The 26,995-nt window shown below is 71.4% G+C and carries 26 protein-coding genes; 16 read left to right on the top strand and 10 right to left on the bottom strand.

All coding sequences use genetic code 11. From position 1 onward, the window contains the following. Positions 1 to 117: 117 nt before the first annotated feature. The 3 genes from SACE_RS31620 (at position 118) to SACE_RS31610 (ending at position 2,985) form a co-directional block, all read left to right on the top strand. On the top strand, positions 118 to 1,206 hold the full coding sequence (locus tag SACE_RS31620; RefSeq protein ID WP_009945035.1) for an adenosine deaminase: 1,089 nt from the start codon (positions 118 to 120) through the stop codon (positions 1,204 to 1,206). A gap of 245 nt (positions 1,207 to 1,451) precedes the next feature. Further along, a complete protein-coding gene (locus SACE_RS31615; protein WP_011875087.1) occupies positions 1,452 to 2,222 on the top strand; it encodes an IclR family transcriptional regulator in 771 nt (256 codons plus the stop codon). Positions 2,223 to 2,388: 166 nt separating this feature from the next. Next, positions 2,389 to 2,985 (top strand): RNA polymerase sigma factor, encoded by a 597-nt coding sequence (locus SACE_RS31610; RefSeq protein ID WP_081468277.1) that lies wholly within the window; start codon positions 2,389 to 2,391, stop codon positions 2,983 to 2,985. 172 nt (positions 2,986 to 3,157) lie between these two features. Here SACE_RS31610 and SACE_RS31605 read toward each other — a convergent pair whose 3' ends face one another. Then, positions 3,158 to 4,384: a hypothetical protein gene (locus tag SACE_RS31605; RefSeq protein ID WP_009945039.1), complete on the bottom strand. Its 1,227-nt coding sequence runs from the start codon at positions 4,382 to 4,384 to the stop codon at positions 3,158 to 3,160. Positions 4,385 to 4,669: 285 nt separating this feature from the next. Between SACE_RS31605 and SACE_RS31600 the strand changes: the two genes are divergently transcribed. The 3 genes from SACE_RS31600 (at position 4,670) to SACE_RS31590 (ending at position 6,541) form a co-directional block, all read left to right on the top strand. Then, entirely contained in the window at positions 4,670 to 5,248 is a 579-nt protein-coding gene (locus SACE_RS31600; protein ID WP_009945041.1) for an SMI1/KNR4 family protein, read from the top strand. Between the two features lie 322 nt (positions 5,249 to 5,570). Then, positions 5,571 to 5,924, top strand: coding sequence for a PadR family transcriptional regulator (locus tag SACE_RS31595; RefSeq protein ID WP_009945042.1), 354 nt, complete (start codon positions 5,571 to 5,573; stop codon positions 5,922 to 5,924). After that, positions 5,921 to 6,541, top strand: coding sequence for an HAAS signaling domain-containing protein (locus SACE_RS31590; protein ID WP_011875085.1), 621 nt, complete (start codon positions 5,921 to 5,923; stop codon positions 6,539 to 6,541). Before SACE_RS31595 ends, SACE_RS31590 begins: the two co-directional genes overlap by 4 nt. A 54-nt stretch (positions 6,542 to 6,595) precedes the next feature. Here the strand turns inward: SACE_RS31590 and SACE_RS31585 are convergent, their stop codons facing one another. From SACE_RS31585 to deoC, 3 genes are read right to left on the bottom strand one after another with little or no spacing between them, the layout of a single operon-like run. Beyond that, positions 6,596 to 7,477: an aldehyde dehydrogenase family protein gene (locus tag SACE_RS31585; protein ID WP_031334207.1), complete on the bottom strand. Its 882-nt coding sequence runs from the start codon at positions 7,475 to 7,477 to the stop codon at positions 6,596 to 6,598. Further along, positions 7,470 to 8,918 (bottom strand): aldehyde dehydrogenase family protein, encoded by a 1,449-nt coding sequence (locus SACE_RS31580; RefSeq protein ID WP_009945047.1) that lies wholly within the window; start codon positions 8,916 to 8,918, stop codon positions 7,470 to 7,472. The genes SACE_RS31585 and SACE_RS31580 overlap by 8 nt, the downstream gene beginning before the upstream one ends. 1 nt (position 8,919) lies before the next feature. After that, positions 8,920 to 9,906, bottom strand: coding sequence for a deoxyribose-phosphate aldolase (deoC, locus tag SACE_RS31575; protein ID WP_011875084.1), 987 nt, complete (start codon positions 9,904 to 9,906; stop codon positions 8,920 to 8,922). An 87-nt stretch (positions 9,907 to 9,993) separates the two neighbouring features. On the opposite strand from deoC, the gene SACE_RS31570 reads away from it, so the two are divergent. Together SACE_RS31570 and SACE_RS31565 are read left to right on the top strand one after the other, a co-directional pair. Then, positions 9,994 to 10,578, top strand: coding sequence for a DinB family protein (locus SACE_RS31570; RefSeq protein WP_029621492.1), 585 nt, complete (start codon positions 9,994 to 9,996; stop codon positions 10,576 to 10,578). A 138-nt stretch (positions 10,579 to 10,716) separates the two neighbouring features. Beyond that, positions 10,717 to 11,850, top strand: a complete 1,134-nt coding sequence (locus SACE_RS31565; protein WP_011875083.1) for a glutathione-independent formaldehyde dehydrogenase — start codon at positions 10,717 to 10,719, stop codon at positions 11,848 to 11,850. Between the two features lie 493 nt (positions 11,851 to 12,343). Here SACE_RS31565 and SACE_RS31560 read toward each other — a convergent pair whose 3' ends face one another. After that, positions 12,344 to 14,215, bottom strand: coding sequence for an FAD-dependent monooxygenase (locus tag SACE_RS31560; RefSeq protein ID WP_021341393.1), 1,872 nt, complete (start codon positions 14,213 to 14,215; stop codon positions 12,344 to 12,346). A gap of 132 nt (positions 14,216 to 14,347) precedes the next feature. Between SACE_RS31560 and SACE_RS31555 the strand changes: the two genes are divergently transcribed. From SACE_RS31555 to SACE_RS31525, 7 genes are all read left to right on the top strand, one after another. Then, positions 14,348 to 15,043, top strand: coding sequence for a TetR/AcrR family transcriptional regulator (locus SACE_RS31555; RefSeq protein WP_009945054.1), 696 nt, complete (start codon positions 14,348 to 14,350; stop codon positions 15,041 to 15,043). Between the two features lie 19 nt (positions 15,044 to 15,062). Then, positions 15,063 to 15,686: a uracil phosphoribosyltransferase gene (gene upp / locus SACE_RS31550; protein ID WP_009945055.1), complete on the top strand. Its 624-nt coding sequence runs from the start codon at positions 15,063 to 15,065 to the stop codon at positions 15,684 to 15,686. 707 nt (positions 15,687 to 16,393) lie between these two features. Continuing rightward, positions 16,394 to 17,743, top strand: a complete 1,350-nt coding sequence (locus SACE_RS31545) for a glycoside hydrolase family 18 protein (RefSeq protein WP_011875080.1) — start codon at positions 16,394 to 16,396, stop codon at positions 17,741 to 17,743. A gap of 102 nt (positions 17,744 to 17,845) precedes the next feature. Then, the gene (locus tag SACE_RS31540; RefSeq protein WP_011875079.1) at positions 17,846 to 19,093 is read left to right on the top strand and encodes a glycoside hydrolase family 18 protein; all 1,248 of its coding nucleotides are present in this window, start codon (positions 17,846 to 17,848) and stop codon (positions 19,091 to 19,093) included. Further along, positions 19,084 to 19,290 carry a ribbon-helix-helix protein, CopG family gene (locus SACE_RS31535; RefSeq protein ID WP_009945058.1) on the top strand — a complete coding sequence of 69 codons (207 nt, stop codon included), beginning with the start codon at positions 19,084 to 19,086 and terminating at the stop codon, positions 19,288 to 19,290. The genes SACE_RS31540 and SACE_RS31535 overlap by 10 nt, the downstream gene beginning before the upstream one ends. Before the next feature lie 14 nt (positions 19,291 to 19,304). After that, the gene (locus SACE_RS31530; protein WP_009945059.1) at positions 19,305 to 19,685 is read left to right on the top strand and encodes a type II toxin-antitoxin system death-on-curing family toxin; all 381 of its coding nucleotides are present in this window, start codon (positions 19,305 to 19,307) and stop codon (positions 19,683 to 19,685) included. Positions 19,686 to 19,873: 188 nt separating this feature from the next. Next, positions 19,874 to 21,028 (top strand): glycosyltransferase family 2 protein, encoded by a 1,155-nt coding sequence (locus tag SACE_RS31525; RefSeq protein WP_197537718.1) that lies wholly within the window; start codon positions 19,874 to 19,876, stop codon positions 21,026 to 21,028. Between the two features lie 227 nt (positions 21,029 to 21,255). On the opposite strand, the gene SACE_RS31520 is transcribed toward SACE_RS31525, so the two are convergent. The 4 genes from SACE_RS31520 to SACE_RS31505 all read right to left on the bottom strand — a co-directional run bounded on the left by SACE_RS31520 (position 21,256) and on the right by SACE_RS31505 (position 24,285). Then, the gene (locus tag SACE_RS31520) at positions 21,256 to 21,591 is read right to left on the bottom strand and encodes a hypothetical protein (RefSeq protein ID WP_011875078.1); all 336 of its coding nucleotides are present in this window, start codon (positions 21,589 to 21,591) and stop codon (positions 21,256 to 21,258) included. A gap of 476 nt (positions 21,592 to 22,067) precedes the next feature. Beyond that, complete coding sequence (locus tag SACE_RS39595; protein ID WP_011875077.1) at positions 22,068 to 22,745, bottom strand: substrate-binding domain-containing protein; 678 nt, start codon at positions 22,743 to 22,745, stop codon at positions 22,068 to 22,070. Further along, positions 22,636 to 23,583, bottom strand: coding sequence for a hypothetical protein (locus tag SACE_RS39590; protein ID WP_009945065.1), 948 nt, complete (start codon positions 23,581 to 23,583; stop codon positions 22,636 to 22,638). The genes SACE_RS39595 and SACE_RS39590 overlap by 110 nt, the downstream gene beginning before the upstream one ends. A gap of 249 nt (positions 23,584 to 23,832) precedes the next feature. Then, positions 23,833 to 24,285, bottom strand: a complete 453-nt coding sequence (locus SACE_RS31505; protein ID WP_009945067.1) for a flavodoxin family protein — start codon at positions 24,283 to 24,285, stop codon at positions 23,833 to 23,835. Positions 24,286 to 24,522: 237 nt separating this feature from the next. On the opposite strand from SACE_RS31505, the gene SACE_RS31500 reads away from it, so the two are divergent. Next, positions 24,523 to 25,326 carry an SAM-dependent methyltransferase gene (locus SACE_RS31500; protein WP_011875075.1) on the top strand — a complete coding sequence of 268 codons (804 nt, stop codon included), beginning with the start codon at positions 24,523 to 24,525 and terminating at the stop codon, positions 25,324 to 25,326. A gap of 9 nt (positions 25,327 to 25,335) precedes the next feature. On the opposite strand, the gene SACE_RS31495 is transcribed toward SACE_RS31500, so the two are convergent. Continuing rightward, positions 25,336 to 26,994: a phospho-sugar mutase gene (locus tag SACE_RS31495; RefSeq protein ID WP_009945069.1), complete on the bottom strand. Its 1,659-nt coding sequence runs from the start codon at positions 26,992 to 26,994 to the stop codon at positions 25,336 to 25,338. Position 26,995: the final 1 nt, after the last annotated feature.

The following is a 26,995-nucleotide window of genomic DNA, read 5'->3' as shown; positions in this document are numbered from 1 at the left end:
TTCGGAGGAGTGCCGGGCACGGCCGGTTCGGCAGCCGGGTGATGTCGCGTAGCCGCTGATCGCCGGGGGTGCGGCGGCTCCGCCGGATTGCCGCCGCGTTGCGAGTAACGTGGGGCCATGGCGACCCCGGTTAGCTTTGACACGATCCGTTCGGCCCCCAAGGTCCTGCTGCACGACCACCTCGACGGCGGGCTGCGCCCGCAGACCGTGATCGACCTCGCTGCGGAGACCGGGTACTCGGGCCTGCCCCACACCGACGCCGCCGAGCTGGGCGAGTGGTTCCACCGCGCGGCCGACTCCGGCTCGCTGGAGCGCTACCTGGAGACCTTCTCGCACACCGTCGGCGTCATGCAGACACCCGACGCGCTGGTGCGCGTCGCCGCGGAGTGCGCGGAGGACCTCGCCGCCGACGGCGTCGTCTACGCCGAGGTGCGTTACGCGCCGGAACTGTTCCAGGACGGCGGTATGACGATCGACGAGGTCGTGCAGGCGGTTCAGGACGGATTCCGAGAAGGTGAACGCCGGGTTGCCGAAAGCGGAAAACGTATCCGAATCGGTACCTTGCTGTGCGCGATGCGGCAGAACGCCCGCGCGACCGAAATCGCCAACCTCGCGGTCCGCTACCGGGACGCCGAGGTCGTCGGATTCGACATCGCGGGCCCGGAAGCCGGTTTTCCGCCCACGCGGAACCTGGACGCCTTCGAGTATTTGCGCCAGCAGAACGCGCATTTCACCATTCACGCCGGTGAGGCGTTCGGGCTGCCGTCGATCTGGGAGGCGATCCAGCACTGCGGTGCCGAGCGCCTCGGCCACGGGGTGCGCATCGTCGACGACATCAAGGTCGACGACAACGGCGAGGTGCAGCTCGGCAGGCTGGCCTCCTACGTGCGCGACCGCCGCATCCCGCTGGAGATGTGTCCGTCGTCGAACCTGCAGACCGGGGCGGCGCCGTCGCTGGCCGAGCACCCGATCGGCCTGCTGGCGCGTCTGCGGTTCCGGGTGACGGTCAACACCGACAACCGGCTGATGAGCCACTGCTCGATGTCGAGCGAGTTCCACGCACTGCACGAGACGTTCGGCTACGACTGGGCGGACATGCAGTGGTTCACGGTGAACGCGATGAAGTCGTCCTTCCTCGGCTTCGACGAGCGGCTCGCGATCATCAACGACGTGGTCAAGCCGGGCTACGCGCGGCTGATGGCGTGAGGGGACTGCTCCGCTGGTCGCCTGTGGAAGCGCGGCGGCGCGTGATCCGGACGCACGGCGACGTCTCCGGCCGCGCCCCGCGAGAGCTCCCGCCACATCCGGCCGGGCGAGCAGTTCCGCCCCGTCGTCGGGATGTGACCGCCGACGCTGGCGCGCCCGGCCGGGTCCGGCGCACAATCGCAGGTCAGACATGTTGGTGGTCCGGTTCGCGCCAGGTGCGGACCGGACCGGGGCAGGAGGGAACGGTGACACGGGGGGACGGGGAGCCCACGCTCATCACGTCGGTGCAGCGTGCCTTGCGCCTGCTCGAGGCCGTTGGTGAACACCCCGGTGGCACGACGGCCAAGTACCTCGCCAGGCGCACCGGTATCGCACTGCCGACGACGTACCACCTGCTGCGCACGTTGGCGCATGAAGGCTACGTGGAGAAGCTCGGCGACGGCTCCTACATCGTCGGTGACGGCGTCGACGGGCTGCACGCCTCCAGCCGGGGTCAGGTGCTGCGCAACCGCGTCCGCGCGGTGATGGCCGACCTGCGCGAGGAGCTCGGCGCCGCCATCTACCTCGCCCGCTACCACGACGGCGAGGTGCAGGTGTCCGACATCGTCGACAGCCGCCGCGCACCGCGCGTGGACGTGTGGGCCGACTTCCGGGACGCCGCGCACGCCACCGCCATCGGCAAGTGCCTGCTGTCCGGGATGAGCCGGCAGCAGCGCGCCGACCACTTCAGCCGCTACCCGCCCGCCGGCCTCACCCCGCGCACGTTCACCCGGGTGCGTGACCTGGTCGACGGCGCGCGCACCTCGTCGATCGTCCTCGACTCCGAGGAGTACTCCCTCGGCGTGGCGTGCATGGCGGCTCCGGTCCGGGTCGGCGGTGGACCCGCGACGCTCGCGATTTCCTTCCCCGTCCAACGACTTCCGGTTTCCGGTGAGCTCGTCGGTCCGCTCTCCGACGCGGCGGGGAGGATCACCCGAATGCTCGCGGTGGCCGGAGATTTTCCCACCGCGCGGTGAGTTTCAGCGGGTCCGGCGGTCCGCGCAATCAGTATGTGAAATTCCGTGGCTTGTTAGGTGCCGGGAATGCGGGAAAGCATCTCCGGCGGGACGGGGCGACCAGTGCGCCGCACCGGTGGCCGAAGCCGTCCTCGAAACCGGATCACCCGCTAGGAGGCGGTGAACCATCGGCGACGAAGGAATCCTGCTGGACGCGGCGCGGTGCGGCTCCGCCGCGGCTTTCGGGGAGCTGTACGCGCGGCACGTCGGCGCCGCCCACACGATGGCGCGGCAGGTCGCCAGGACGGCGACCGACGCCGAGGACCTGGTGGCCGAGGCGTTCGCCCGGATACTCGACGTCCTCAACCGCGGTGGCGGCCCGACGACGGCGTTCCGCGCCTATCTGCTCACGACGGTCCGCAACCTGGCCACGACGTCGAACACGCAGGACCGCAGGCTGCACCTGGCCCCGGACGTCGACCTCGTCTTCGCCGAGCAGCCCCGGATGCCGTCCATCGACTCGGTTTCCGACGCGATCGACCGTTCGCTGCTCGCCCAGGCGTTCGCGCGGTTGCCCCTGCGGTGGCAGCGCGTGCTGTGGCACCTGGAGGTGGAGGACCTGCCCCTGGCGGAGGTGGCCGACCGGTTCGGGATGAACCCCAACGGCGTGTCGGCGCTCGCGTACCGGGCGCGCAAGGGTCTGCGCGAGGCTTACCTGGATGCCGACCGCGCGATCCCCGACCCCCGCAAGCGGTCCCCGCGCCCGATGGCCGACGCCGCCTGAAGCCGGGCCCGGCCACCTGGCCTGAACTCGGGTGCCTGCCGCCTGGAGCCGCGCACACCGGGCGTTGCATGGAACCCGCGAACGCCCGCCTAAAACCACCGGACGCGAGAACGCCGACCGCTGCCGGCCCTGTGGCGGGCCGCGCGGTCGGCGTTCGGTCGCTGATGCGAGGTCAGTGCGTGCGGAGGCGTTCCTCGAAGGACTCGACCAGCCCCTGCCAGGCCTCGACCTCGGCGTCGAACGGCGGGCTCGGCGGCAGCCGGTTCGGGCTGGGCTGCAGCACGAACGAGACCATCCAGCCCAGCCGCTCGGAGGGCTGCAGAGTCTCCTCGACGGTCTTGTCGCCCGCCCACACCGCGGCGTCGACGAGCAGCTCCTCGGCGAGGTCGAGCTGCACCGGGTCCACTTCGGACGGGCCGGCGGCGAGGTCGGCGTCCAGGCCGGCCAGCACGTAGGTGTTCTCCTCGTCGACCTCGACGGTCAGCTCCCCGGCGGTGGCCTTCTCGGTGACCTTCGGCCAGGTCGCGACCCGGGTCAGGTCGTTGTGCTCCACGGAGTCGGCGTCGGCGAGGAAGCGGGCCAGCGCCCGCGGCGAGGAGAACACGTCGATCTTGCCCTCGGACCCGAGGAACACCGGGTCGTCCTCGAGGTAGCAGCGCAGCGAGTAGTGCTCGCCCTGGCTGGTGATGATCCGGATCGGGTCGATGCCGATCTCGCCCCAGAAGCCGAGCTCCTCGTCCTCCACGGCCTCGACGTCGTCCAGCTCGGACGCCTCGGCGCCCTCCTCCTCGTCGGTGTCGAGCGCTTCGGCGAGCTCGGCCTCGGCGGTGGCCACGGCGTCGGCGGCGACCTCGGGAGAGGTGACCACGCCGTCGATCGCGTCCAGGACCTCGTCCCAGCGGTCGACGACCACCTTGCACAGCTCGTTCCAGCGCTTCTGCCCGTCCTTGCCGGAGAACGCCAGCGTGCCCTGGTCGAGCACGGCGAAGCCGTCGGCGGAGTCGAGGACCTCGTGCACCTTGTCCAGCTCGCAGACGTCGGCCAGCGACCGGGCGATCTCGACGATGTCGGCGAGCTCGTTGATCGTCCAGGTGTCCGGCGGTTCGGCGACGAGCTCCGGCACGCCGACGAGGTCGAACTGGTGGTCCTCGTCGGGGTTCAGCTCCACCGCGGACAACGCGGGCACCACGTGCCACGCCGGGTGGTCGTCGAGGTCGTGCTCCGCGGCCGTGCGGACGAACGCGGCCAGGCGGGCGGAGTCGGGGAAGGCGTACAGGTCTTCCTCGTGCCCGAGGAAGGCCTCCCACTCCTCGCCGTCCTCCCGCCAGCGCGGCGCCCACAGGGTGACGACGTCGCCCTGCGGCAGGCCAAGCTCGATGGGGACGATGTCCTGCGCCATCTCTTCTACCTCCGGTCGCCGAACCAGACGTCGCCGAAGCCTACGGGTTGGCCGACCACGCCCTGTGCGCCGGTCGGGTTCTCACCGTATCCAGCCCGGCTCAGGCGACCACAGACCCAATTCCTGATAACGATTCTCCTGGTCGGCACTACTGCGCTCGCCGTCGGCGGGCTTCGGCCGTTCGGTCGATCGTGGTCGCGCGGCGTGGTTTCCGGGGCTCCGCGGGCCGTGCGGGCTCACGGTTGGCGGTACCGGTGGTAGCGCAACGAGGCGATCATGAGTGGAATGGACGTCACGGAACTGTGGGCGAACATCGTGCGGTGGCTGGAAGATCACGCGCCGGTCACCGCCGCCGCCCTCGAACCCCCCGATCCGGCGGAGCTGGTGGCGCTGGAGGCGGAGTTCCACGTCCAGCTCCCAGCGGACCTGCGCGCCTGGTGGACCTGTTGCGGCGGTACCGCCACCGACGTGCTCGCCGACGTCCTGCCGCCCTTCTACACCCCCTACAGCCCGAGTGCGGCGCTGCGGGCGTGGCGCGGGCACCGGGAGCTGTGGACGGCGCGCTGGGAGCGGCCCTCCTGCGACTACTACGCCGGCTCGGCGGGATCGAGCTTCCACCCCGCGTGGATCCCGATCGCCGGTGACGGCTTCGCCGACGAGCTCGTCGTCGACCTGCGCCCGGGACCATTGCACGGCTGCGTGCTCGAGTGGGAGCAGGAGGCGGCGCAGGTCGAACGCCCGGAGTGGCAGGGCGTCTCGGCCATGCTGGCCGACGTCTACCGCGCGCTGACCGACGGCGTGCCCGCCGGGCACAGCCACGCGACGGTGACCGAGGACGGCAAGCTGGACTGGCAGATCCGCTGACCGGGGCGGACCCACTCTTGGCCTGACCCCGAGGTTCTCGGCCGCACGTGCCCGCTGGGGGCGGTGTGTTGCGGCCACTGGTGTCCTCTCCCGCGCGAAGGCGCGCGCGACCGCATGCGTGCGCCCACGTGCGCGCCCGCCCACGCAGGGTGCCCGCCCGCGTTGGTGCCCGTCTTCCGCCCGAGCGCGTAGGAACCATTCGCGCCGCTCGCGCTCATGCACCCGCCCACCTGCCGCCCCTCACCGCCGGCCACATGCGCCGTCGAGTCCCGTCCACACCAACTAGTTTGCGAGACCTACTAGTAGGTGTTACGTTCTCCGCATGGCGGACAAGACGACGGCCGCCCGTCAGACGCAGTGGCTGCGCGGGGTGCTCGACCTCGCGGTGCTGGCGCTGCTCGCCGAGAGCGGCGAGGACTACGGCTACACGCTGCTGCAGCGGCTCGGCGAGGCCGGCATGCCGGACATGAAGGCGGGAACCCTCTACCCGCTGCTCAACCGGCTGGCGGCGGACGGGCTCGTGCGTGCGGAGTGGCGGGCCGGTGAGGGCGGCCCGGGGCGGAAGTTCTTCGCCCTCACCGACGAGGGCCGCAAGGTGCTCTCCGAGCAGGGTCCGAAGTGGACGGAATTCGCGAAGAACGCGGTCGCGGTGGTTGAACGAGGGGTGCGAGCATGATGACGCTGGACAAGAAGTACCGGGACGAGCTGATGTTGGCGCTGCGGCTGCACGACATCTCCGGCAGGCGGGTCGGCGAGGTCCTCGCCGAGGTCGAGACCCACGTCGCCGAGACCGGCGAAGACCCGGTCGAGGCGTTCGGGTCGCCGCGGGAGTACGCGGCCCAGGTCGCCGCGCAGCTCGACCGCTCCACCGGCAAGCCGTCGCCGGTGGACAACGCGCTCGGCGCGCTGGGAACCGGGGCGTTCGTGTTCTTCGGGATCACCTTCCTGCTCGACGGCCTGTGGGCCGGGCCGAACGGCGTCACCTACACGCTCGCCGACAGCATCGGGGCGCTCCTGACGCTCGCCCTGATCCTGGTTGCGGTGTTCCTGTCGTTCCGCGCGGGCACCGCGCTCGCGGCGTCGAGGCGCCGCTCGCTGGGGACCGCCGCGGTCGTGACGTTCGCGGCGGCGATCGCGTGCACGGTCGTGAAGGACTGGTTCGTCGCCGACGCCGCGCCGCTCTTCGAGCTGTCGGCCTGGGTGTCGGTGGGGCTCGGCGCGGTGCTGATCGCGGTGTCGCTGGTCTTCCTGGTGCGGGCGATCAGGCGCGGCTGGGTCGTCGACCCGCGCTGACCGCACGGCCTCGACGTCCCCGGGTCGCCCGTGCGATCCGGGGACGTCGCGCGCTCAGGTGCCGACCGGGTGCCACACCGTCTTGACCTCGGTGAACGCGCGCAGCCGCTGGATGTCGGGCTGGCGGTTCCAGTCCGGCTCGCCGCGCACCGGCAGCACGCGCTTGACCGTCTCGGCCGCCGCCCGCTCCAGTTCGGCGCGCAGCTCGCCGGGGGCGCCCACCGGGTCGAGGGCGTTGACGTCGGCGTGCGAGGCCAGCCATGGACCCAGCTCCTCGGCGTGCCCGGTCAGCAGGTTGACCACGCCGCCGGGGACGTCGGAGGTCGCCAGGACCTCGGCGAGGGTGATCGCGGGCAGCGGCCGCTCGGAGGCGGCGACCACGACGCAGGTGTTGCCCGCGGCGATCACCGGCGCCACCACGCTGACCAGCCCGAGCAGCGACGACGACTGCGGTGCGAGCACGCCCACCACGCCGGTCGGTTCCGGCACGCTGAACGAGAAGTACGGCCCGGCGACCGGGTTGGCCGCGCCCAGCACCGAGGCGATCTTGTCGGTCCAGCCCGCGTACCAGACCACGCGGTCCACCGCGGCGTCCACGGCGGACTCGGCGGCCTTCTGGGAGAGCCCTTCCGCGGCGCGGACCTCGGCGGCGAACTGCTCGCGTCGCCCCTCCATCACCTCCGCCACCCGGAACAGCACCTGGCCGCGGTTGTAGGCGGTGGCGCCGGACCAGCCGCCGAAAGCCTTGCGCGCGGCCGAGACCGCGTCCCGGACGTCCTTGCGCGAAGCCTGCGCGGCGTTGGCGAGGAAGCCGCCCTTGGCGTCGCGCACCGGGTAGGAGCGCCCCGACTCCGAGCGCGGGAACTTCCCGCCGACGTAGAGCTTGTAGGTCTTGGCCACTGCCAGCCGCCCAGAAGACGTCGAACGGTCAGACATCGAGGTATGCCTCCAGACCTGCGCGACCGCCCTCGCGGCCGAAACCGGACTCCTGGTAGCCGCCGAACGGTGCGGTCGGGTCGAACCGGTTGAAGGTGTTGGCCCACACCACCCCGGCGCGCATCTTCTGCGCCGCCCACAGGATCCGGGAGCCCTTCTCGGTCCAGATGCCCGCCGACAGCCCGTACGGCGTGTTGTTGGCCTTGCTCACCGCCTCGTCCGGCGTGCGGAAGGTCAGCACCGACAGCACCGGTCCGAAGATCTCCTCGCGTGCGATGCGCATCGACTGCTGCACGCCGGAGAAGACGGTGGGGGAGAAGAAGAACCCCTTCTCCGGCAGCGGGCACGGGCTGGTCCACCGGCTCGCGCCCTCGGCGTCGCCGGTCGCGCTCAGCGCGGTGATCCGTTCGAGCTGCTCGGCCGAGTTGACCGCACCGACGTCGGTGTTCTTGTCCAGCGGGTCGCCGACCCGCAGCGTCGCGATCCGCGAGCGCAGCTTGTCGAGCAGCTCGTCGGCGACCGACTCCTGCACCAGCAGCCGTGAACCCGCGCAGCAGACGTGGCCCTGGTTGAAGAAGATGCCGTTGACGATGCCCTCGACGGCCTGGTCCAGCGGGGCGTCGTCGAAGACGACGTTGGCGGCCTTGCCGCCGAGCTCCAGCGTCAGCTTCTTGCCGCTGCCTGCCAGGGTGCGCTGGATCTGCTTGCCGACCTCGGTCGAGCCGGTGAAGGCGACCTTGTCGACCCCGGCGTGCCCGACCAGCTCGGCGCCGACGTCACCGGCTCCGGGCAGGATGTTGACCACGCCCGCGGGCAGTCCGGCCTGCTGGCAGATCTCGGCGAAGACCAGCGCCGTGAGCGGCGTGGTCTCGGCGGGCTTGAGGACGACGGTGTTCCCGCAGGCCAGCGCGGGTGCGATCTTCCAGGCCAGCATCAGCAGCGGGAAGTTCCACGGGATGACCTGGCCCGCGACGCCGACCGGCCGCGGGTCGGGGCCGTAACCGGCGTAGGAGAGCTTGTCCGCCCAGCCCGCGTGGTGGAAGAAGTGCGCCGCCGCGGTGGGGATGTCGGCGTCGCGGGACTCCTTGATGGGCTTGCCGTTGTCGAGCGTCTCCAGCACGGCCAGCTCGCGCCCGCGTTCCTGGATCAGCCGGGCGATGCGGAACAGGTACTTCGCGCGCTCGGAACCGGGCATCCCGCCCCACGTCCTGTCGAACGCCTTGCGCGCGGCGCGAACCGCCTTGTCCACATCCGACGGCCCGGCGCTGGAAACCTCCGCCAGGGTTTCCTCGGTCGCGGGGTTGACGCTCTTGAGCGGTTCGCCCGCGCCGTCGACGAACTCGCCGTCGACGAACATCCGGTAGCTCGGCTGGAGGTTGGCGATCGCCCGCGACTCGGGGGCGGGCGCGTACTCCCACGGGCTGCGGGTCTCCTCGGGCATGTCAGTCCACCGCCACGTAGTCGGGGCCGGAGTAGTGGCCGTCGAGCTGGGTCCGCCGCTGCATCAGCAGGTCGTTGAGCAGACTGGAGGCGCCGAAGCGGAACAGCTCCGGGGTGAGCCATTCCGGGCCCGCCACCTCGTGCACCGCCACCAGGTAGCGGATGGCGTCCTTGGTGTTGCGGATGCCGCCCGCGGGCTTGACCCCGCGCAGCTCGCCGGTGCGGTCGCGCCAGTCGCGCACCGCCTGCAGCATCAGGTGCGTCACCGGCAGCGTCGCGGCGGGCGACACCTTGCCGGTGGAGGTCTTGATGAAGTCGCCGCCGGCAAGCAGCGCCAGCCAGGACGCGCGCCGGACGTTGTCGTAGGTGGCCAGCTCGCCCGTCTCCAGGATGACCTTCAGGTGCGTGTCGCCGCAGGCCGCCTTGACCGCCCGGATCTCGTCGAACACCTGGCCGTAGCGGCCGGAGAGGAAGGCACCGCGGTCGATCACCATGTCGACCTCGGTCGCACCGGCCGACACCGCCAGCTCCACGTCGGCGAGCTTGACCTCCCGCGACGACCGCCCGGACGGGAAGGCGGTGGCCACCGACGCGACCCCGACGCCGGAGCCGCGCAGCGCCTCCACGGCGACCGCGGCCAGGTCCGGATACACGCAGATCGCGGCCACGCGCGGGGTGCCGGGCCGGTCCGGGTCGGGGTTGCGGCCCTTGGCGCACAGCGCGCGGACCTTGCCCTCGGTGTCGGCGCCTTCGAGCGTGGTCAGGTCGACCATGCCGATCGCGGTGTCGATCGCCCACAGCTTGGCGGCTTTCTTGATGCTGCGGGTGGCCAGGCCGGCGGCTCGCTGTTCGAGCCCGACCTGGTCGACGCCGGGAAGCCCGTGCAGGAAGCGGCGCAGGGTGCTGTCGTCCTTGGTCGCCTCGGCGAGCTCGGCCGGCAGACCGGGGGAGCTCGTCACCGACGGCGTTGTTGGTGGCGGGTAGGCCATGCTCCGGAGTCTAAGGGCCGGAGGTCCCGCACGGCCCGCAGTCGTTCGGGCGAGAACTCGTCGGTGTGCGGTGGCAGGCTGACCGCCATGACGGCATCGGACCCGAAAGCGGACCTCCACCTCTACCTGCGAGCGGCCCGCGAGGCGCTGCTCTGGAAGCTCGACGGGCTCTCGGAGTACGACGTCCGCCGGCCGCTGACCCCGACGGGCACGAACCTCCTCGGGCTGGTCAAGCACGCGGCCTGCTGCGAGCTGGGCTACTTCGGGTTCGTCTTCGGACGGCCGTCCGACGAGCCGATGCCGTGGTACGAGGACGGCGCCGAGCCCAACGGCGACATGTGGGCGACCGCAGAGGAGTCGCGGGAGCAGATCGTCGCGTTCTACCGCCGGGCGTGGGCGCACGCGGACGCCACGATCGAGGCGCTGTCGCTCGACTCGACCGGCAAGGTCCCGTGGTGGACCGGCGCGGAGGTGACGCTGCACCGGATCCTGGTGCACGTGATCGCCGAGACCCACCGCCACGCCGGGCACGCCGACATCGTCCGGGAGCTGATCGACGGCCAGGTCGGCATGCGCGAGGACAACGACAACATGCCGCCCGCCGACCGGGCCTGGTGGGAGGACTACCGGGCAAGGCTCGAGCGAGTGGCGCAGGAGGCCGGAGGGCGCTGACCGGACCGGTCCCGCCGGCCGGCTTCTCCGCTGATCGTGGTCACCCGTCCCCAAATTTCCTCCGCTCGGACCTTTGGACTGCGCCGGTCGGGGTAGTCCGTGAGTAGTGCCTCGGACATCCCCTGGAGGTGGTCGGTGATGAGAGCAGTGGTGTACCAGGAACCGTTCTCGGTCGCGGTGGACGAAGTGGACACGCCCACCATCCAACATCCGAACGACGTGCTCGTACGGGTGACGTCAACCGCGATCTGCGGGTCCGACCTGCACATGTACGAGGGGAGGACGGCCGCGGAGCCAGGCATCGTGTTCGGCCACGAGAACCTCGGCATCATCGAGGAGGTCGGCTCCGGCGTGGTGAGCCTGCAACGGGGTGACAGGGTCGTAATGCCCTTCAACGTCGCATGCGGGTTCTGCAAGAACTGCCTGGCGCGCGACACCGGGTTCTGCCTCACGGTCAACCCCGGCTTCGCGGGCGGGGCCTACGGCTACGTGGCGATGGGTCCCTACACCGGCGGGCAGGCGGAGTACCTGCGGGTGCCCTTCGCTGACTTCAACTGCCTGAAGCTGCCGTCGGACTCCAGCAAGGAGAGCGACTACGTCCTGTTGGCCGACATCTTCCCCACCGGCTACCACGGCTGCGAGCTGGCGCAGGTCTCGCCCGGCGAGACGTGCGTGGTGTACGGGGCGGGGCCGGTCGGCCTGATGGCCGCCTACTCGGCCATGCTGCGCGGGGCATCGCGGGTGTTCTGCGTGGACCGGGTCCCGGAGCGGCTGGCCAAGGCGGAGGAGATCGGCGCGATCCCGATCGACTTCAGCAAGGGCGACCCGGTGCAGCAGATCAAGGACCAGACCGACGGCGAGGGCACCGACAAGGGCGTCGACGCGGTCGGCTACCAGGCGCAGGTCGGCGACTCCTCCAAGGAGGAGCCGGCGGTGGTGCTGAACTCGCTGATCGAAACCGTGCGCCCCACCGGCCGACTCGGAGTGCCCGGACTGTACGTGCCGGCCGACCCCGGAGGACCGGACAGCAACGCCCAGCAGGGCAAGCTCCTGGTCTCCATCGGCCGCATGTTCGAGAAGGGCCAGGTCATGGGCACCGGCCAGTGCAACGTCAAGCGCTACAACCGGCAGCTCCGCGACATGATCACGGCCGGACGGGCCAACCCCAGCTTCGTCGTCTCCCACGAGCTGTCGCTCTCGGAGGCGCCGGACGCCTACCGCAAGTTCGACCAACGCATCGAGGGCTACACGAAGGTCGTCCTGCACCCGTAACAACAACCACGACGACGGGGCTTCCGGCACACCCCGGAAGCCCCGTCGCCTCACGCACACGGGCGGTGCAGGTTCTCATCCCGTCGACCTGGCGCCAGCCCTTAGCCCTCGTGGAGGTCGACGGGATGAGAACCGCCAACCGCCAAACCGCAAGCTGCCTCGAAAACCCACTCATCCCGGAGACCTGCCGGGGGTCTGGGGGCGGCGAGCGCCCCAGAAAACCCCTTCCCAAAGCGACCCGCAATGCCAGGGTGAGTACGTCGAAAGCTCCCGCGCCAGAGTACGTCGAAAATCCGCGCGCCACCCCGCCCTCAAGGTGACCCGCCAGCCCCACTGGATGCGTCGAAAGCCCCCGCGCCCCGCTCTCAAGGCGCCCCGCAAGGCCAGGGTGACCACCCCCAGAGCCCCGCGGCCCCGCTCTCAAGGCGACCCGCCAGCCCCGCTGCATCCCCCGAAAACCCACGCGCCCCCGCCCTGAAGGTGAGCCACCCCCTCACCGCCCCAGCACGGTCCGCAAAGCCTTCTCCAGCTCCGCCGTAGTCCCCGCTCCGACGCTCCGCCAGGCGATGAATCGGTCGGGCCGCACGAGCACAGCCCCCTGTTCCGACACGCCGTAGGCGTCTGCCCACTCACCTTCGAACTCTCCGCTGCCCGACCCGGCTCGGCCGATCAAATGCGCCGTCAGCCCCACGCCGAGGGAGTCACCGACCGCGACCGCTGACCGGACCCAGTCCTCCGAACCAGCCAAGAGGACGAAGTCGCGCCCGAAAAGGTCGATCGTCGACAGGCCATCGCGCCCACCGCTGCCCTCGCCTTTACGGCTGCCGCTGCCGTTCCCACTCCCGCCGCCGCTACCGCCCCCGCCAGGGCCTTCGACGCCACCCCCACTCCAACCCCCGCCCCCGCTCCGCAGCACCACGTGGGGTGCGCGAGAGCCCGGTCGGCCCGTGGGCTGCGTCGGGTCCTCCAGGAGCTCGCCCTCGTCGCCGGGTTCGGCCACGATCGCGCCGTTGTGCCGATAGCCGAAGCACAGCAGCCCCGGGTCCTCGATCGGCGGTTCCGCCTCGCCCGCCGCATCGCGCTGCGCGTCGCCGGGACGGGCGTTGCGGTAGATCGCGTTGTTGTACTGGTTGCGCGCGATCCATTCGCCCACGGGACGGCGTTCGGCGTCGTGGCTGTCGAGCAGGGACGGTCCCGCCTCGCCCTTGACCACTGCGGCCAGCTTCCACGCCAGGTAGAAGCCGTCCATCACGGCGGTGTTGCCTCCCATGCCGCCCTGCGGCGGCATGGTGTGGGCGGCGTCGCCGACGAGGTGCGCCCGCCCCGCGCTGAACCGGTCGGCGACGTGCATCCCGGTCTCGACGGCCGCCCGCGCCAGGATCTCGACATCGAGGTCGTCGACGCCGACCGCGATCCTGACCTGTTCGAGCGCGCGTTCGTCGGGGAAGTCGAACTCGTCCTCGACGGCCGGGTCGTAGGCCACGGCGACGATGAAGCGGTCGGGGTCGTCGGTGCTGCACACCACGCCGCTGGCTCCCGACAATTCGGGATTGCGCAGGTAGTAGAGCACCTGCTGGTCGCCGACCAGCGGGGCGAGGTCGGCACGGATGGTCCAGTGGATGTAGTGCCCGAACGACCCCTCGCCGTGGGTGCCGATGCCCAGCGCCTCGCGGACCGGACTCCGGTTGCCGTCGGCGCCGACCAGGTAGCCGGCTCGCAGGGTGCTCCGCTCGCCGTTGGTCAGGTCGCGGACGGTCGCCGTCACGCCGTGGCCGTCCTGCTCGAAGCTCTCCAGCTCGGTCGAGAAGCGCAGGTCGGCGCCGAGTTCGCGGGCTCGGGCGGCGAGGATCCGCTCCGCGCTCTCCTGGCTGGCGTCGGCCGATCCGGCGGGCGTCAGGTGGCCGAGCTGCACGAACGTGTCGTGCACGATCTCGCGGAACACCGGGCCGCGCACGCTCTCGGCGATCCGGATGGTGAAGCCGCGGCTCTTCGGCGAAGCGGCGGCGAAGGACTCCTCCAAGCCCGCCAGGCGCAACGCTTCCATCGTGTGCGGCCGCTGGCCGCGGGCCTTCGGGTGCGTCGAGGTGCTCGCGTGGCGCTCGACGACCACGGCGCGCACGCCGTGCAGGCCGAGGAAGACAGCGGTCGACAAGCCGGCCAGCCCGGCCCCCGCGATGAGCACCGGTGTCCCCGCTCCATCCTTCGGTCCGATCGCTCCGCTTTTCACCTCGATGGCTCCATCCTTCGGTCCGATCGGTCCGTTCTCCGCCTCGACCGCCCCGTTCTCCACGCCGATCGGTCCGTCCCCGCTCCTCCGCCCGCTCTGCCCGCCAGTCATCCCGGTGTTGGTGTTGGTCGTGGTCATCGGCGCTCCTACTCAGCATCGAACGGTGTTCGCAAGCCTTGACGAACACCGTTCTATTCGCGAACAGAGTTCGTGTCAAGAACGCCGTTCGTCTCCAGTACAGTGTTCGCGGCAGTCGGAGGAGGTTCGTGGATGTCGGTTCCGGTTCCGCCGTGGCAGCAGCGGGCGGGCAGGTCGCGGGCGGGCAGGCAACCGCTGAGCCTGGAGGCCATCGTCGGGACCGCGCTCGGCCTGATGGACCGCGAAGGGCTCGACGCGGTGAGCATGCGCCGCGTCGCCCAGGAGCTCGGCACCGGTGCCGCGTCGCTGTACGCCTACGTGCGCAACAAAAGTGAGCTGCACGAGCTGATGCTCGACCTGGTCATCGGCGAGATCCCGGTTCCCGAGCCCGACCCCGCCCGCTGGCGTGACCAGCTCAAGCAGATCGCCCGAGACCAGGTGCGGGTGTTCGCCGAGCACCCGGGCATCGCCCAGGTCGTCATGCGCACGCCCGCGCCGACCGGCCCGAACGCGCTGGCGATGATGGAGGCCGTCCTCGCCATCCTGCGGTCGGCCGGGCTCCCGGACCGCGTGGTCGCCTTCGCCGCGGACCTGCTGGCGCTCTACCCGAACGCGGTCGCGTTGGAACGCAGTGCGGCGTTCGGCTTACCCGCAGAGGAACTGGGGGAGCGGATGTCCCAAGTGGAGCGTTACTTCTCCCAACTGCCGCGTGAGACCTTCCCCACGATCGTCGCGCTGCTGCCGTCGCTGATGGCCGGCGAGGGTGACGAGCGCTTCGAGTTCGGCCTCGAAGTGATCATGCGCGGGCTGGAGTCCTGGGCCGGGTGACCGGTTACTGTTGTTGGCCATGGAGATCCGGGTCGTAGAGCATCCGCTGGCGAAATCGAGACTGTCCACAATGCGCGATGCGCGCACGGGCAGTGCGGCTTTCCGCGCCGCGTTGCAGGAACTCACCCTCATGCTGATCTACGAGGCGACCCGGGACGCCGAGGTCGCCGAGGAGATGATCCACACCCCCGTGGCGCGCACCACGGGCTACCGGCTCGCCAACCCGCCGCTGCTGGTGCCGGTGCTGCGGGCCGGACTGGGCATGGCCGACCAGGCGCACAAGATGATCCCCGAGGCGCAGATGGGATTCGTCGGCCTGGCCAGGGACGAGACGACACTGCAGCCGACGCCGTACCTGGAGTCGCTGCCCGCCGACCTGGCCGGCCGCCCGGTCTTCGTGCTCGACCCGATGCTGGCCACCGGCGGTTCGATGGTGCACACGATCAACCTGCTGGCCGAGCGCGGCGCGAGCGACGTGACCGCCATCTGCACGCTCGCCGCGCCGGAGGGGCTGGACCGGCTGGAGAAGTCGGGACTGCCGGTGCGCGTGGTCACCGCGAGCGTCGACGAACGCCTCAACGACTCCGGCTACATCGTCCCCGGCCTCGGCGACGCCGGAGACCGCGAGTACGGCGCGGTCTGACCGACCTCCGGACGATCCGGCTCCAGCGTGCTCGGCGCGGGCGGTGGTGAGGTGACGCGACCGCCCGCACCGAGGTGCGTGCCGCCCCGGTTCTCGGCTGCTTCAGGGCGGTCGCGCACCCGCTGAATTCGCGCCAACTGGGGTTTCGAGGCGCGCCTGCCAAGGTGAGCGCGAACCCGGCCCGCGCCGCCGCAGCCGCACCGCTGTCCCCCCCGCGCCGCTGCCGCACCGCTGTTCCCCCGCACCGCTGCCCCCGCCGCGCTATCCCCCCGCGCCGCTCTGCCACCGCCGCACTCCGGACCGCCGCACTCCGCACCACCGCGCCGCTGCCCTCCGCGCCATCCCCCCGCGCCGAGCTGCACCGCCGCACTCCGCCCCACCGTCCCCCAGCGCCGTGCTCCGTGCTCCGTGCCACCGCCGCACTCCGTGCGCCGTGACGCCCGCCGTCATCGCCACGCGCCGCGAGCGCCACTCCGGCCAGCAACCCCCCACCCCGCCTCACGCGAGCAATGCAGTGACGCCGAACGGGCCTACCGGTGGTCTAGACCTTATCGGAACATGGTCCGAGCCATGTTCTCCCGCACCGCCGCCGTTTTCCCCCGGGCGTCGGGCGGGTGGCAGGTCATCCCCGAAACCCCAGGAGTTGTGCTATGTCCTCAGCTCGAACCCCCTGGCGTTTACCGGCACTGGCCGCCGGTGTCCTCGCAATGGCACTGGCCGCCCCGCCGACGTTCGCGGCGACCCCCGCCGCCGCTCCGTCCCCCGCAACAGCCCAAGCCCCCACCGCCGCCCAAGCCCCGACCGCCGCCGAGGTGCCGGAAGCGCGGGCGGCCAACCGCAGGGTCGGGTACTTCACCCAGTGGTCGATCTACGACCGCAACTACTTCGTCAAGAACCTCGACACCTCCGGCTCCGCCGCGAAGCTCACGCACGTCAACTACGCGTTCGGCAACCTCGACGCGTCCGGCAAGTGCTTCCAGGTGAACCAGGCGGGCGAGGGCGACGCGTGGGCGGACTACCAACGCCGCTTCACCGCCGACCAGACCGTCAGCGGCCAGGCCGACACCTACGACCAGCCGCTCGCCGGGAACCTGAACCAGCTCAAGCAGCTCAAGGCCAAGTACCCGCACCTGAAGGTCCACATCTCCTTCGGCGGCTGGACGTGGTCGAAGAACTTCCACACCGCTGCCGCGACCCCGGAGTCCCGCGCGGCGCACGTGAAGTCCTGCGTCGACATGTGGATCCGGGGCAACCTGCCCAAGCTCGGCGGCGAGCCGCAGGGCGGCGCCGGCGCCGCGGCCGGGATCTTCGACGGTGTCGACCTGGACTGGGAGTGGCCCGGTTCCGAGGGCGGACCCGGCAACGTGGTCGACCCGGCGGACAAGGCGAACTTCACCGCCCTGCTCCAGGAGTGGCGCAAGCAGCTCGACGCCGTCGGCCAGGAGCTCGGCAAGTCCTACGAGATCTCGGCGTTCCTGCCCGCCGACCCGAAGAAGATCGACGCCGGTTTCGAGGTGCCCAAGGTGTTCGGCCTGCTGGACTTCGGCACGATCCAGGGCTACGACCTGCACGGGGCCTACGAGCCGACGACCAACCACCAGTCGGCGATCCACAGCCCGGCGGGCGACCCGCACCCTGAGAAGTGGAGCATCGACCAGACCGTCAACGCCTGGCTCGACCGGGGCGCGCCCGCGGACGAGATGGTCCTCGGCGTGCCGTTCTACGGGCGCGGCTGGACCGGTGTGCCGAACCAGAACAACGGCCTGTTCCAGTCCTCGACCGGGCCCGCGCCCGGCCGCTACGAGGGCGGGTTCGAGGACTACGAGCTCCTGAAGGCCAGGGCCGGTTCGTTCCAGCTGCACCGCGACGGGCAGGCGGGGTTCGCGTGGCTCTTCGACGGCACGACGTTCTGGACCTACGACGACCCGACCGAGATCAAGCGCAAGATGGCCTACGTCAAGCAGAAGGCGCTGGGCGGGGCGATGGTCTGGTCGATGGACGGTGACACGCCGCAGGGCGAGCTGATGGCCGCCATCGACCAGGGTCTCGGCGGCTGAGAGCGGGGCTGGTCGCAGCCCTGGGGCCGGTCCCGCGTTCCAATCCCCCGTCGCGCGGGGCCGGCACCCCCGAGGATCTCTCCGATTGCGCACTCCCCGGCGGTGGCCGACCGTCGGGGAGTGCGGCTGTTCGGCTTCTACCCGCAGTGGTCGATCCACCAGCGGGGCTACCTGGTGCGCGACGTCAGCGCCGTCGCGGACCGGCTGACCCACCTCGGTTACGCCTTCGGCGACCTCGACGCCTCCGGTGAGGCGGTGTGCGGCGACCCGTGGGCCGACCGCGAACGCCGGTTCGGCGCCGAGGAGGCCGTCAGCGGCGTCGCCGACAGCGAGGACCAGCCGTTGGCGGGCAACCTGAACCAGCTGCGGCAGCTCAAGGCCGAGCATCCGCACCTGAAGGTCGTCGTCGCCATCGGCGGCTGGAACTGGTCGCGGCACTTCCACGCGGCCGCGGCGACGCCGCGATCCCGTGCGGCGCACGTGGAGTCGTGCATCGACATGTGGCTGAAGGGCGATGCCGCGGGCGTGTTCGACGGCGTGGATCTGGACTGGGAGTGGCCGGGTTCCGACGGTGGTCCCGGCACCGTGGCGGACCCGGCGGACAAGGCCAACTTCACCGCCCTGCTGCGGGAATGGCGCACCCGGCTCGACGCGCTCGGCGCCGAGACGGGCCGGACCCTCGAGCTGACGGCGTTCCTGCCGTGCGCGCCGGAGCGGATGCGGGCCGGGTACCAGGTGCCGGAGGTCTTCGACCTGCTCAGCTCCGCCAATCTCCAGGGCTACGACCTGCACGGGGCGTTCGAGCGGACGACCAACCACCAGTCCGGAATCCGCAGTCCCGCAGGCGATCCCGCTTCCGGGCGGCCGAGCCTCGACCAGGGCGTGCGGGCGTGGATCGAGGCGGGCGCGCCCGCGCACAAGCTCGTCCTCGGCGCTCCCTGCCACGGCAGCGGCTGGAGCGGCGTGCACGCCCACGGCGACGGGCTGTTCCAGCCGTCGGCCGGTCCGGCGCGCGGGACCTTCGAACCCGGCCACGAGAGCTACCGGGTGCTGAAAGACCGCACTGGCGCTCGGCACCGCGACGAGGCAGCCGGATTCGCCTGGCTGTACGAAGGCGGGACGTTCTGGACCTACGACGATCCCGTGGAGATCGCGCGCAAGGCCGAGTACGTCCGCGACCGCGGCCTGGGCGGCATGATGCTCTGGTCGCTCGACGGCGACACCGAGGACGGAGAGCTCGTGGAGGCCGCGCACCGGGGGCTCGCGGGCGGCGCACCGCCGGACGGGGCAACCGATCGGCGGTCTGGTGATCAGTGGTATCAGGCAGATACCATCCCCGCATGGCCATGACACTGCGTCTGACCGAGGAAGAGAACCGGCGGCTGGCCGAACTGGCCGCGGCCGAAGGCCGCTCCAAACAGGAAGTCGTGCGCAGCGCGCTGGCCGAGCGCTGGGCGCGTCAGCAGAAGGAGCAGAGGCTCGACGACGTCATGCAGCGCGTCCTGCCGCGTTATCGGGGATTGCTGGAGCGCCTCGGACCCGCATGATCGACCATTGATCGGTGATCGTTTACCTCGACGCGTCCGATCTGCTGCTGCTCGCGACCGCCATCACCGCCGGTGACCTGGTGGTGCGCGACAGCGGTCTGCTCGACTCCGCCGCGTACCGGCCGCGGGCGGAGGTACTGGGAGCACCCTCCTACGACACGCTCTGGCTGAAGTCGGCGGCCCTGCTGGACTCGATCGTGCGGACCCGCCCGCTGGCGGCGGGCAACTGGCGGCTCGGCTGGGTCGCCGCGGTCACGATGTGCGACGTCAACGGCTGGTGGATCGACGCCGACGAGGACGAGGCGCTGGAGCTGGTCCGCGAGGTCGGCCGCGACCAGCGCGAACTGCCGGAGATCGCCGAGCGGCTCGAGGAGTGGGCCCGCCCGAAGGTCTGAGTGCCTGTCGGCGTGTCGGTGCCGATGGCCGGGGGCCAAGTGGCTGCGCCGCTTCAAAGCTCAATGACAAACCCTGAAGGCCCGGTGCTGGTGCCACCCGGCCTGCGTGCAACGGCCATGCGCTGTTCGTGTGGAATTCGCGTTTCCGATCTATGCCGGTTCGCCCGTTGCGGGCGACCCTCTCCGGCGTGGGTTCTCAGAGCAGCGGATCGTTGCGGAGCGTGATGGCACTGGCGGTCGCGGGGTCGGTCTACCGCAGCGCGAGGACGGTGGCCAGGACGCGCGCGGTCGTCCCGCTGGCCACGGCCGCGTCCGACACCCCTCTCCCGCCGCCGGTGACCATCGTCGTCCCGGCCCGGGACGAGGCCGGTGTCCTGCACGAATGCCTGACCGGACTGCGCGCGCAGACGCACCCGGGCACGCTGCGGATCGTGCTGGTCGACGACGGCTCCACCGACGGCACCGGCGACATCGGCCGCGCCCACGCGGCGGTCGACCCGAGGGTGCGGGTCGTGCGCGTGGAGGGGCCGCCACCGGGTTGGGCGGGCAAGGTGCACGCGATGCACGTCGGCATCGAGCGCGCCGGTGCCGCCGACGCGGGGGAGTGGCTGCTGTTCGTCGACGCCGACACCGTGCTCGCGCCGGACCTGCTCGGCAGGCTGCTCGCCACCGCCGAGGAGGTCGACGCCGACCTGGTGTCCACGCCCGGCGGACCGCCTGCGGGGCATTCGGCGTCCTGGCCGCTGCTGATGCCCGCGGGCCTGCAGATGATCGGGGAGAACGCGTCACCGGACGGACGGGGCCGCAAGGCGTTCGCCATCGGCCACTGCCTCGCGCTGCGGCGTTCCTACTACGAGAAGATCGGCGGCTGGCGGACGCTGGCGTCGATGCGCAACGAGGACGTCGCGATCGCCACGACCGTGCGCGACCACGGCGGCACGACCAGGCTCGTCGACGGCGCCGACCACGTCACGACCAGCGGGATGGACCCGTTCGTGCAGGGCTGGGCTTCTTTCCGCAAGAGCTTCGTGGCCGGTGCGCGCGGTTCTGTACCGGTCCTGCTCGCCGGCGGGCTCGGCCAGATCGCGCTGTCGCTGGCTCCTCCGGTGGCGACGCTCGCCGGGCTGCGCGGCAGGAATCCCGCGCTCGCGGCCGTGGGACTGGCCGGCTGGGCGGCGCAGGGCGTGGCGCACGCGCGCACCGCGAAGCTGATGCGCGCGGACTCCCGCCTGGCCCCGCTGGCGCCGCTGACCGGCGCGCTGTTCGGCGGGGTGCTGCTGGACGGGGCGGCGCGGGTGGCGCGGGGCACCGTGCGGTGGAAAGGACGCCGCACCACGTCGTGAGAAGCGGCGGGAACGCAGCCGCCCCGCGGAGAGAGCGCTGCCGCGGAAGCTGAGCGCTGAGCTGGAGCTGAGCGCTGCGCTGGAGATGGGCGCTGCGCGGCGGCTTTCGCGCGGTAGTGGCGCCGAACGGGATTTCGGGGGCCGCAGACTTCCGGCGGCCGGTGTTCGCCGTGGAGCGGGCCACGGCGAACTCGGCTGCGGACTGCTTTCGGTGGTCGGTCTGGTGATCAGCCTGCGGCTTCTGCTGACTGCTTGCGCAGCGCGACCGGCGCGCCCGCCAGATCCTCCTCGTTGCAGAGCAACTTCACGTCGTAATAGGGCTCGCCGTTGCGGTCGTCGTAGTCCAGGTGGACCGCGATGACGTCCAGGGGCTCGCCCAGCCACGTCTGCGCTTCGCGGAGCCAGCGCGCGGACCGTTCCAAGGCGGTCGGCAGATCGTCGTCACGGAACTCGACCGGCCGATATGGGACGCCCTGCACCTGATCGTTCGGATGGGAGGGCTGAGGGAGATCCACAGAGACGCCGGAGTCGTCGAGTTCGAGTTCGATCGTTTCCTCACTCACCTGACGAAGCGTAACCCCTATGCCCTGACCAGGTCGAACAAAACGGAGTCTGAATTGATACCCGATCGACGCCCCGAGCGGGCCGCGCAGGACCGGTCCGAGAATTCCTGGCATATACCATCGGGTGGCACGGGGGTGCCCTGAACATCGCACGTTGATGAGGGAAGGCGGGCTCTGCTCAGGGCACCCGTACCGCCGTCCGGGGGCGCGCCCCGACGACCTGATCAGGTTAACCCGGCGCGCATCAGCAAGATCAACTGGGTTTGCCCTGAGAGCGCCCGCGAGCGCTCCGTGCGCGGGGGCGGGCGTTCCGCTGTGACGGACCCGACAACTTCGGCCCGCCCGGCGCGTCGTGGCGGACCCCGGTCCGGCAGGCGGATTCGCGCTTCCGCACGGCACCGCACCGGATGGCATGGCGAATCTCACCCGATCGCGCCACCTTGCTCACCAGGATCCGGGACCGAACGCCGGAGCCGTCAGGAAGGACGGCACAGCACGGGATTCGCCGGCTCCGCGCACGGGCGGTGACCGTGCGAGCGGACGATGTCCTTGCCGACCACGTTGGTCAGGTAGAGCAGGAAGCTCGCCGTCGGGGAGTCGGCCTCGGGCTCCCCGTAGGTGTAGGCGTACTCGGTCTCCCAGAACGGATACGCCCCGTAGTCGGCGCCTTCCAGTGTCGCCGCGTGGCCCCCGATGCGCACGAGCAGCAGGTCGTCGCGTGCGGAGGCGGCCCCGCCCTCGCTGTAGCCGAGGGCTCCCGGTGTGGCGGCCACCGCGTCCAGCACGTCCCCGGTGGACGCCCGCGCGCAGCGGACGACGCCCGGCGGGGCGCCCGGAGCCGGGTTCGCGCAGTCGTCGGAGGTGTCGCCCGGCTCGCGGCGGCCGTCGAGGAGCCGCTGCTCGAAGGTCCTGCGGGTGCCGGGGTCGGAGAACCGGCTGACCAGCCGGACGGGCAGGTCGTTGCCGCCGATCTGCCGCCGGTTGACGATCTCCCCGGCGTGGAGCCGCCGGATCTGCTCCGGCGAGAGGTCCTGGACACCCGCCTCACGGTTGACCACGAGAGTGAACAGCGAGAAGGCGATAGGGCGCGGCAGCAACTGCGGGTAGCCCTCGCCCTTCGCCCCGTCGGAGAACGCCAGCAGTCCGGGTGACACGTGGCCTTCCCGGTCGAGCCCTGCAACCCGCCGGTGCTCCCCTGGGTGCTGATGGCGATCTCGGCGCCGGGACAGGTGCGGCGGTAGGCGTCGGCGCCTCCTTCAGCACCGGCGCGAACGCCGTCGACCCGAGGACCCTGAGCCTGCCGGTGGCGCAGTCCAGCGGTGCCGAGCCGCTTCCGAGCGACACCGCGGCCTGGGCGATGATCAGCAGCACCAGGAACCCGATCAGTGCGAGGGCCTTGCGCGGTGTCCCGGTCTGGCTCCGCGTCTCGTGGATTCCGCCGCGGCCCACGCCGCCCTTGATCCCGCCGACGATCTCCGGGTCTTCGAAGTTCTCCGGCGTACCGCCGGCGGCGTCGAGCGCGGCCAGGACCTTGTAGTGCGCGGTGCGGTTCAGCGGCACCTTGGGCAGCTCGATGACGTCGTCGCGCACGCTGAGGCCCGAGTCCGCGCCGAAGGCCGGGCGCAGGAAGTCGTCGCTGAGCTCGGTCACCACCATCCCGGCGACGCGCCGCCCCGGGAACCTGATGCGGATGCCCACCTTGTCGTCGTCGAGCACGGCGTAGTCGCTGGTGTCGATGGGCGTCGCGCCGGTGTTCTCGATGCGCAGCAGCACGAACGAGGGGGCGCTCAGCCGCTCGCCGTTCTCGCCGAGCCGCAGCTCCTGGAGCGCACCGGAGTGGTTGGAGGAGACCGCGTCGGTTGCGGTGGTGTCCATCTGCACGCGGTAGCCGAGCCGCTTGCGGCCGACGACGACGAACTCGTAGAGCGCCGCCACGATCGGCACCACGACACCGAGGACCGCGAAAACGATCTCCCAGGGAATTCCGGCCATGACCGCCCCCGAATTCGTTCGGTCGAACGCTGAACGAACATGCGAGCGGGCGGCATTCGGTGATGCCGCATTGCGCACACCCTTCGGCGGCCGTTCACCCGACGTTCGGCCGCACTGCCCGGTGTGTTCGGCGAATTGGGCCGGACGGCCGCATTTTCCGCGCTGCCGCGGCATTTCCGCGGCTCTCCGCGCGTTGCGGAACAATTGTCGGAGCACCGCGGGATCGGCGAATGCCGCGGCACCGATCGGCTAGGGCATCAGGCCGGCGGCGACCGTGGCGCCGAGCTCCCAGCACGCCTCCAGGTCCTCCTTGCCCGGCTCCCCGGTCACCGAGACGTTGGGAGTCGCCTTCTCCCAGCCCAGGCCGGTGGTGACCGACTCGATCCCCCGGACCGCGCCGGTGGTGTCGTTGTTGCCGTGCACGTACAGGCCGTACGGGCGGCCCTTCGTCGAGTCCAGGCACGGGTAGTAGGCGAGGTCGAAGAACACCTTCAGCGCCCCGCTCATCATCCCCAGGTTCGCCGGCGTGCCCAGGACGTAGCCGTCGGCGGCCAGCGCGTCGGACGGGGTGGCCTCCAGCGCGGCGCGGCGGACCACCTCGACGTCCTCGATCTCGTCGGTCGTGGCACCGGCGATGACCGCTTCGAGCATGGCCTGCAGGTTCGGCGACGGCGTGTGGTGGACGATCAGCAAACGAGGCACGTCGCGAGGGTGCCGTCTGCGGCGCCGTCGTGCAACGCCTACCGGTTGTGACACCGCGCCTGCCACCAACGGCCGCCGGTCCGCGCCCTCCGAGGTACCCGCAATCATCCTTCTGGGTGCATCCTCCCAAGCCGTGTTCGGCTGTACGGTGGTCGATCGATCACCCGGTCGCGGCAGCGGCTTCGCGGTTCACCCGCCCGGCCGGCGAAGGAGTGAACGACCCGGACGAGGTGGCTCATGGCTGAGGAAGCGCATTGGGTTCCGGCGAACATCGACGTGGAGGTGCCCAGCGCGGCGCGCGTCTACGACTTCCTGCTGGGCGGTGGGCACAACTTCGCCGCTGACCGCGCGGTGGGGCACAAGGTCCTCGAGGTGCAGCCGCAGGGACGCCGGATCGCGGCGTCGAACCGGGCTTTCCTGCACCGCGCGGTGCAGTACATGGTCGACGAGGGCATCACGCAGTTCCTCGACCTCGGTTCGGGCATCCCCACCGCGGGCAACGTGCACGAGATCGCCCAGAAGGCCAACCCGGACTGCCGCGTGGTCTACGTCGACTACGACCCGGTCGCGGTCGCCCACAGCGAGCTGCTGCTCAAGGACGACACGCGCACCATCGTCGTCGACGCCGACCTCCGCGAGCCGGAGGCGGTGCTCGAGGCCCCCGCGGTGCGCGAGCACCTCGACTTCAGCCGGCCGATCGGGCTGCTCACCGTCGCGATCTTCCACTTCGTGGCCGACGAGCGGGACCCGTGGAAGATCCTCTCCCGCTACCGGTCCGCGCTGGCCCCGGGCAGCCTGGTGGCGCTGTCGCACCTGACCGCCGACCAGATGCCCGGCGAGATGGCCGCGGTGGTCGAGGCCATGAAGCGCAGCAGGGACCCGATGTACTTCCGCACCTACTCCGAGGTCGTCGCCATGTTCGAGGGCCTGGAGCTGGTGGAGCCGGGCGTGGTCAGCGCCCCGGTGTGGCGCTTCGCCTGGGACGCGGAGGAGGAACCGCCGCAGGACGGCGTCTACGTCGGCGTCGGCCGCAAGAGCTGACCGGCGGAGTCAGGAAGCGACCAGCTCGGTCACCGCGGTCGAAAGCTCGGAGAGCCGCCGCGCCGCCTCGCGCTTGGCGGTGCCGATCGTGCCGCAGGTGACCTGCTCGACCACCTGCAGGTAGCACTTGAGCTTCGGTTCGGTGCCCGACGGACGGATCACCACCCGCAGTCCGCCCGCGCCGGTGACCACCAGCGCGTCCGTCTCGGGCAGCAGGTCCTGGACCTCCACCGGTGAACCGGCCAGCTCGGCCGGAGGTTGCCGCCGCAGCCGGCGCATCGTCTCGGCGATGACGCCCAGGTCGGTCACGCGCACCGAGACCTGCCCGGTCTGGTGCACGCCGTGGGAGATCGCGAGCGCGTCGAGCAACCCGGCGATGCTGCGCCCGTCGGCGGCCACGTGCGCGGCCAGGTCGCAGGCCAGCACCGCGGTCGAGATGCCGTCCTTGTCGCGCACCCACTCCGGGTCCACGCAGTGGCCGAGCGCCTCCTCGTAGGCGTAGACGAGGCCGGTGCCCGCCCCGTCGCCCGCGCGCACGAGCCACTTGAAGCCGGTCAGCGTCTCGTCGTAGCGGGCGCGGAACTCCTGCGCGATCGAGCGCAGCATCGTCGAGGAGACGATGGTGGTGGCGACCAGCGGGTCCGGGTGCGCCTGGCGGTCCAGCGCCGACAGGATGTGCTGCGCGAGCAGGACGCCGGTCTCGTCGCCGCGCAGCATCCGCCACCGCCCGTCCTCGCGGATGCCCAGCGCGCAGCGGTCGGCGTCGGGGTCCAGGGCGATGGCCAGGTCGGCCTCGATCTCGGCGGCCAGCGCGAGCAGCGCGTCGGTCGCTCCCGGCTCCTCCGGGTTCGGGAACCCGACGGTGGGGAAGTCCGGGTCGGGTTCGGACTGCGACGCCACCAGGTGCACGTCGTCGAACCCGGCGCGGTGCAGCGCCTCGCGCAGCGGCCGCGCGCCGACGCCGTGCAGCGCCGTCGCGGCGACCCGCAGTGGCCGCGGGGAGCCCTTCGAGAGTTCTGCCACCCGCGCCAGGTAGTCCTCCAACGCGCTGTGGTGGACCGAGTAGTCCTGGCTGCGCGGCACCGAAGCGGCGTCGGGGGTCCGCGCGATGGCCTCCTCGATCTCGGTGTCGGCCGGACCGACCAGGTGCACGCCGCCGCGCAGGTAGAGCTTGTAGCCGTTGTCCTGCGGCGGGTTGTGGGAGGCGGTGATCTGGATGCCCGCCACCGCGTCCAGCGCCCGGGTCGCGAACGCCAGCACCGGCGTCGGCAGCGGCGCGGGCAGCACCCGCACGTCGAAGCCGGCGGCGGCGAGCACCCCGGCGGCGTCGGCGGCGAAGTCCTCGGAACCGTGCCGCGCGTCGCGCCCGACCACCACGATCCCGCCGCCGTGGCCCCGTTCGCGCAGCCACTCCGCGACACCGGCGGTGGTGCGCACGACCACCGCGCGGTTCATCCCGTTGGCACCGGCCCGCACCGGGCCGCGCAGACCGGCCGTGCCGAACGTCGGCATGCCCGACATCCGGTCGGCGAGCTCGGTGGCGGCGTCGGCGGAACCCGCGTCGGCCGCGCCGAGCAGCTCCAGCAGCTCGTCCCGCGCCCGCGCATCGACGTCACCGGCGACCCAGCGTTCGGCCGCCTCCCGCACCTGGGGGTCCAGACCGCTCAAC

It is taken from the genome of Saccharopolyspora erythraea NRRL 2338 (assembly GCF_000062885.1).
In the GTDB taxonomy this organism is placed as follows: Bacteria; Actinomycetota; Actinomycetes; order Mycobacteriales; family Pseudonocardiaceae; genus Saccharopolyspora_D; species Saccharopolyspora_D erythraea.
Note: the sequence above shows the minus strand (reverse complement) of the source record. Positions and strands in the feature narration are given on the sequence as shown.

Bases quoted from the DNA above. Each gene is read 5' to 3' on its own strand.
- SACE_RS31620 (WP_009945035.1), top strand. From the start codon at position 118: ATGGCGACCCCGGTTAGCTTTGACACGATCCGTTCGGCCCCCAAGGTC.
- SACE_RS31605 (WP_009945039.1), bottom strand. From the start codon at position 4,384: ATGGCGCAGGACATCGTCCCCATCGAGCTTGGCCTGCCGCAGGGCGAC.
- SACE_RS31600 (WP_009945041.1), top strand. From the start codon at position 4,670: ATGGACGTCACGGAACTGTGGGCGAACATCGTGCGGTGGCTGGAAGAT.
- SACE_RS31595 (WP_009945042.1), top strand. From the start codon at position 5,571: ATGGCGGACAAGACGACGGCCGCCCGTCAGACGCAGTGGCTGCGCGGG.
- SACE_RS31590 (WP_011875085.1), top strand. From the start codon at position 5,921: ATGATGACGCTGGACAAGAAGTACCGGGACGAGCTGATGTTGGCGCTG.
- SACE_RS31585 (WP_031334207.1), bottom strand. From the start codon at position 7,477: ATGTCTGACCGTTCGACGTCTTCTGGGCGGCTGGCAGTGGCCAAGACC.
- SACE_RS31580 (WP_009945047.1), bottom strand. From the start codon at position 8,918: ATGCCCGAGGAGACCCGCAGCCCGTGGGAGTACGCGCCCGCCCCCGAG.
- deoC (WP_011875084.1), bottom strand. From the start codon at position 9,906: ATGGCCTACCCGCCACCAACAACGCCGTCGGTGACGAGCTCCCCCGGT.
- SACE_RS31570 (WP_029621492.1), top strand. From the start codon at position 9,994: ATGACGGCATCGGACCCGAAAGCGGACCTCCACCTCTACCTGCGAGCG.
- SACE_RS31565 (WP_011875083.1), top strand. From the start codon at position 10,717: ATGAGAGCAGTGGTGTACCAGGAACCGTTCTCGGTCGCGGTGGACGAA.
- SACE_RS31560 (WP_021341393.1), bottom strand. From the start codon at position 14,215: ATGACCACGACCAACACCAACACCGGGATGACTGGCGGGCAGAGCGGG.
- SACE_RS31555 (WP_009945054.1), top strand. From the start codon at position 14,348: ATGTCGGTTCCGGTTCCGCCGTGGCAGCAGCGGGCGGGCAGGTCGCGG.
- upp (WP_009945055.1), top strand. From the start codon at position 15,063: ATGGAGATCCGGGTCGTAGAGCATCCGCTGGCGAAATCGAGACTGTCC.
- SACE_RS31545 (WP_011875080.1), top strand. From the start codon at position 16,394: ATGGCACTGGCCGCCCCGCCGACGTTCGCGGCGACCCCCGCCGCCGCT.
- SACE_RS31535 (WP_009945058.1), top strand. From the start codon at position 19,084: ATGGCCATGACACTGCGTCTGACCGAGGAAGAGAACCGGCGGCTGGCC.
- SACE_RS39590 (WP_009945065.1), bottom strand. From the start codon at position 23,583: ATGGCCGGAATTCCCTGGGAGATCGTTTTCGCGGTCCTCGGTGTCGTG.
- SACE_RS31500 (WP_011875075.1), top strand. From the start codon at position 24,523: ATGGCTGAGGAAGCGCATTGGGTTCCGGCGAACATCGACGTGGAGGTG.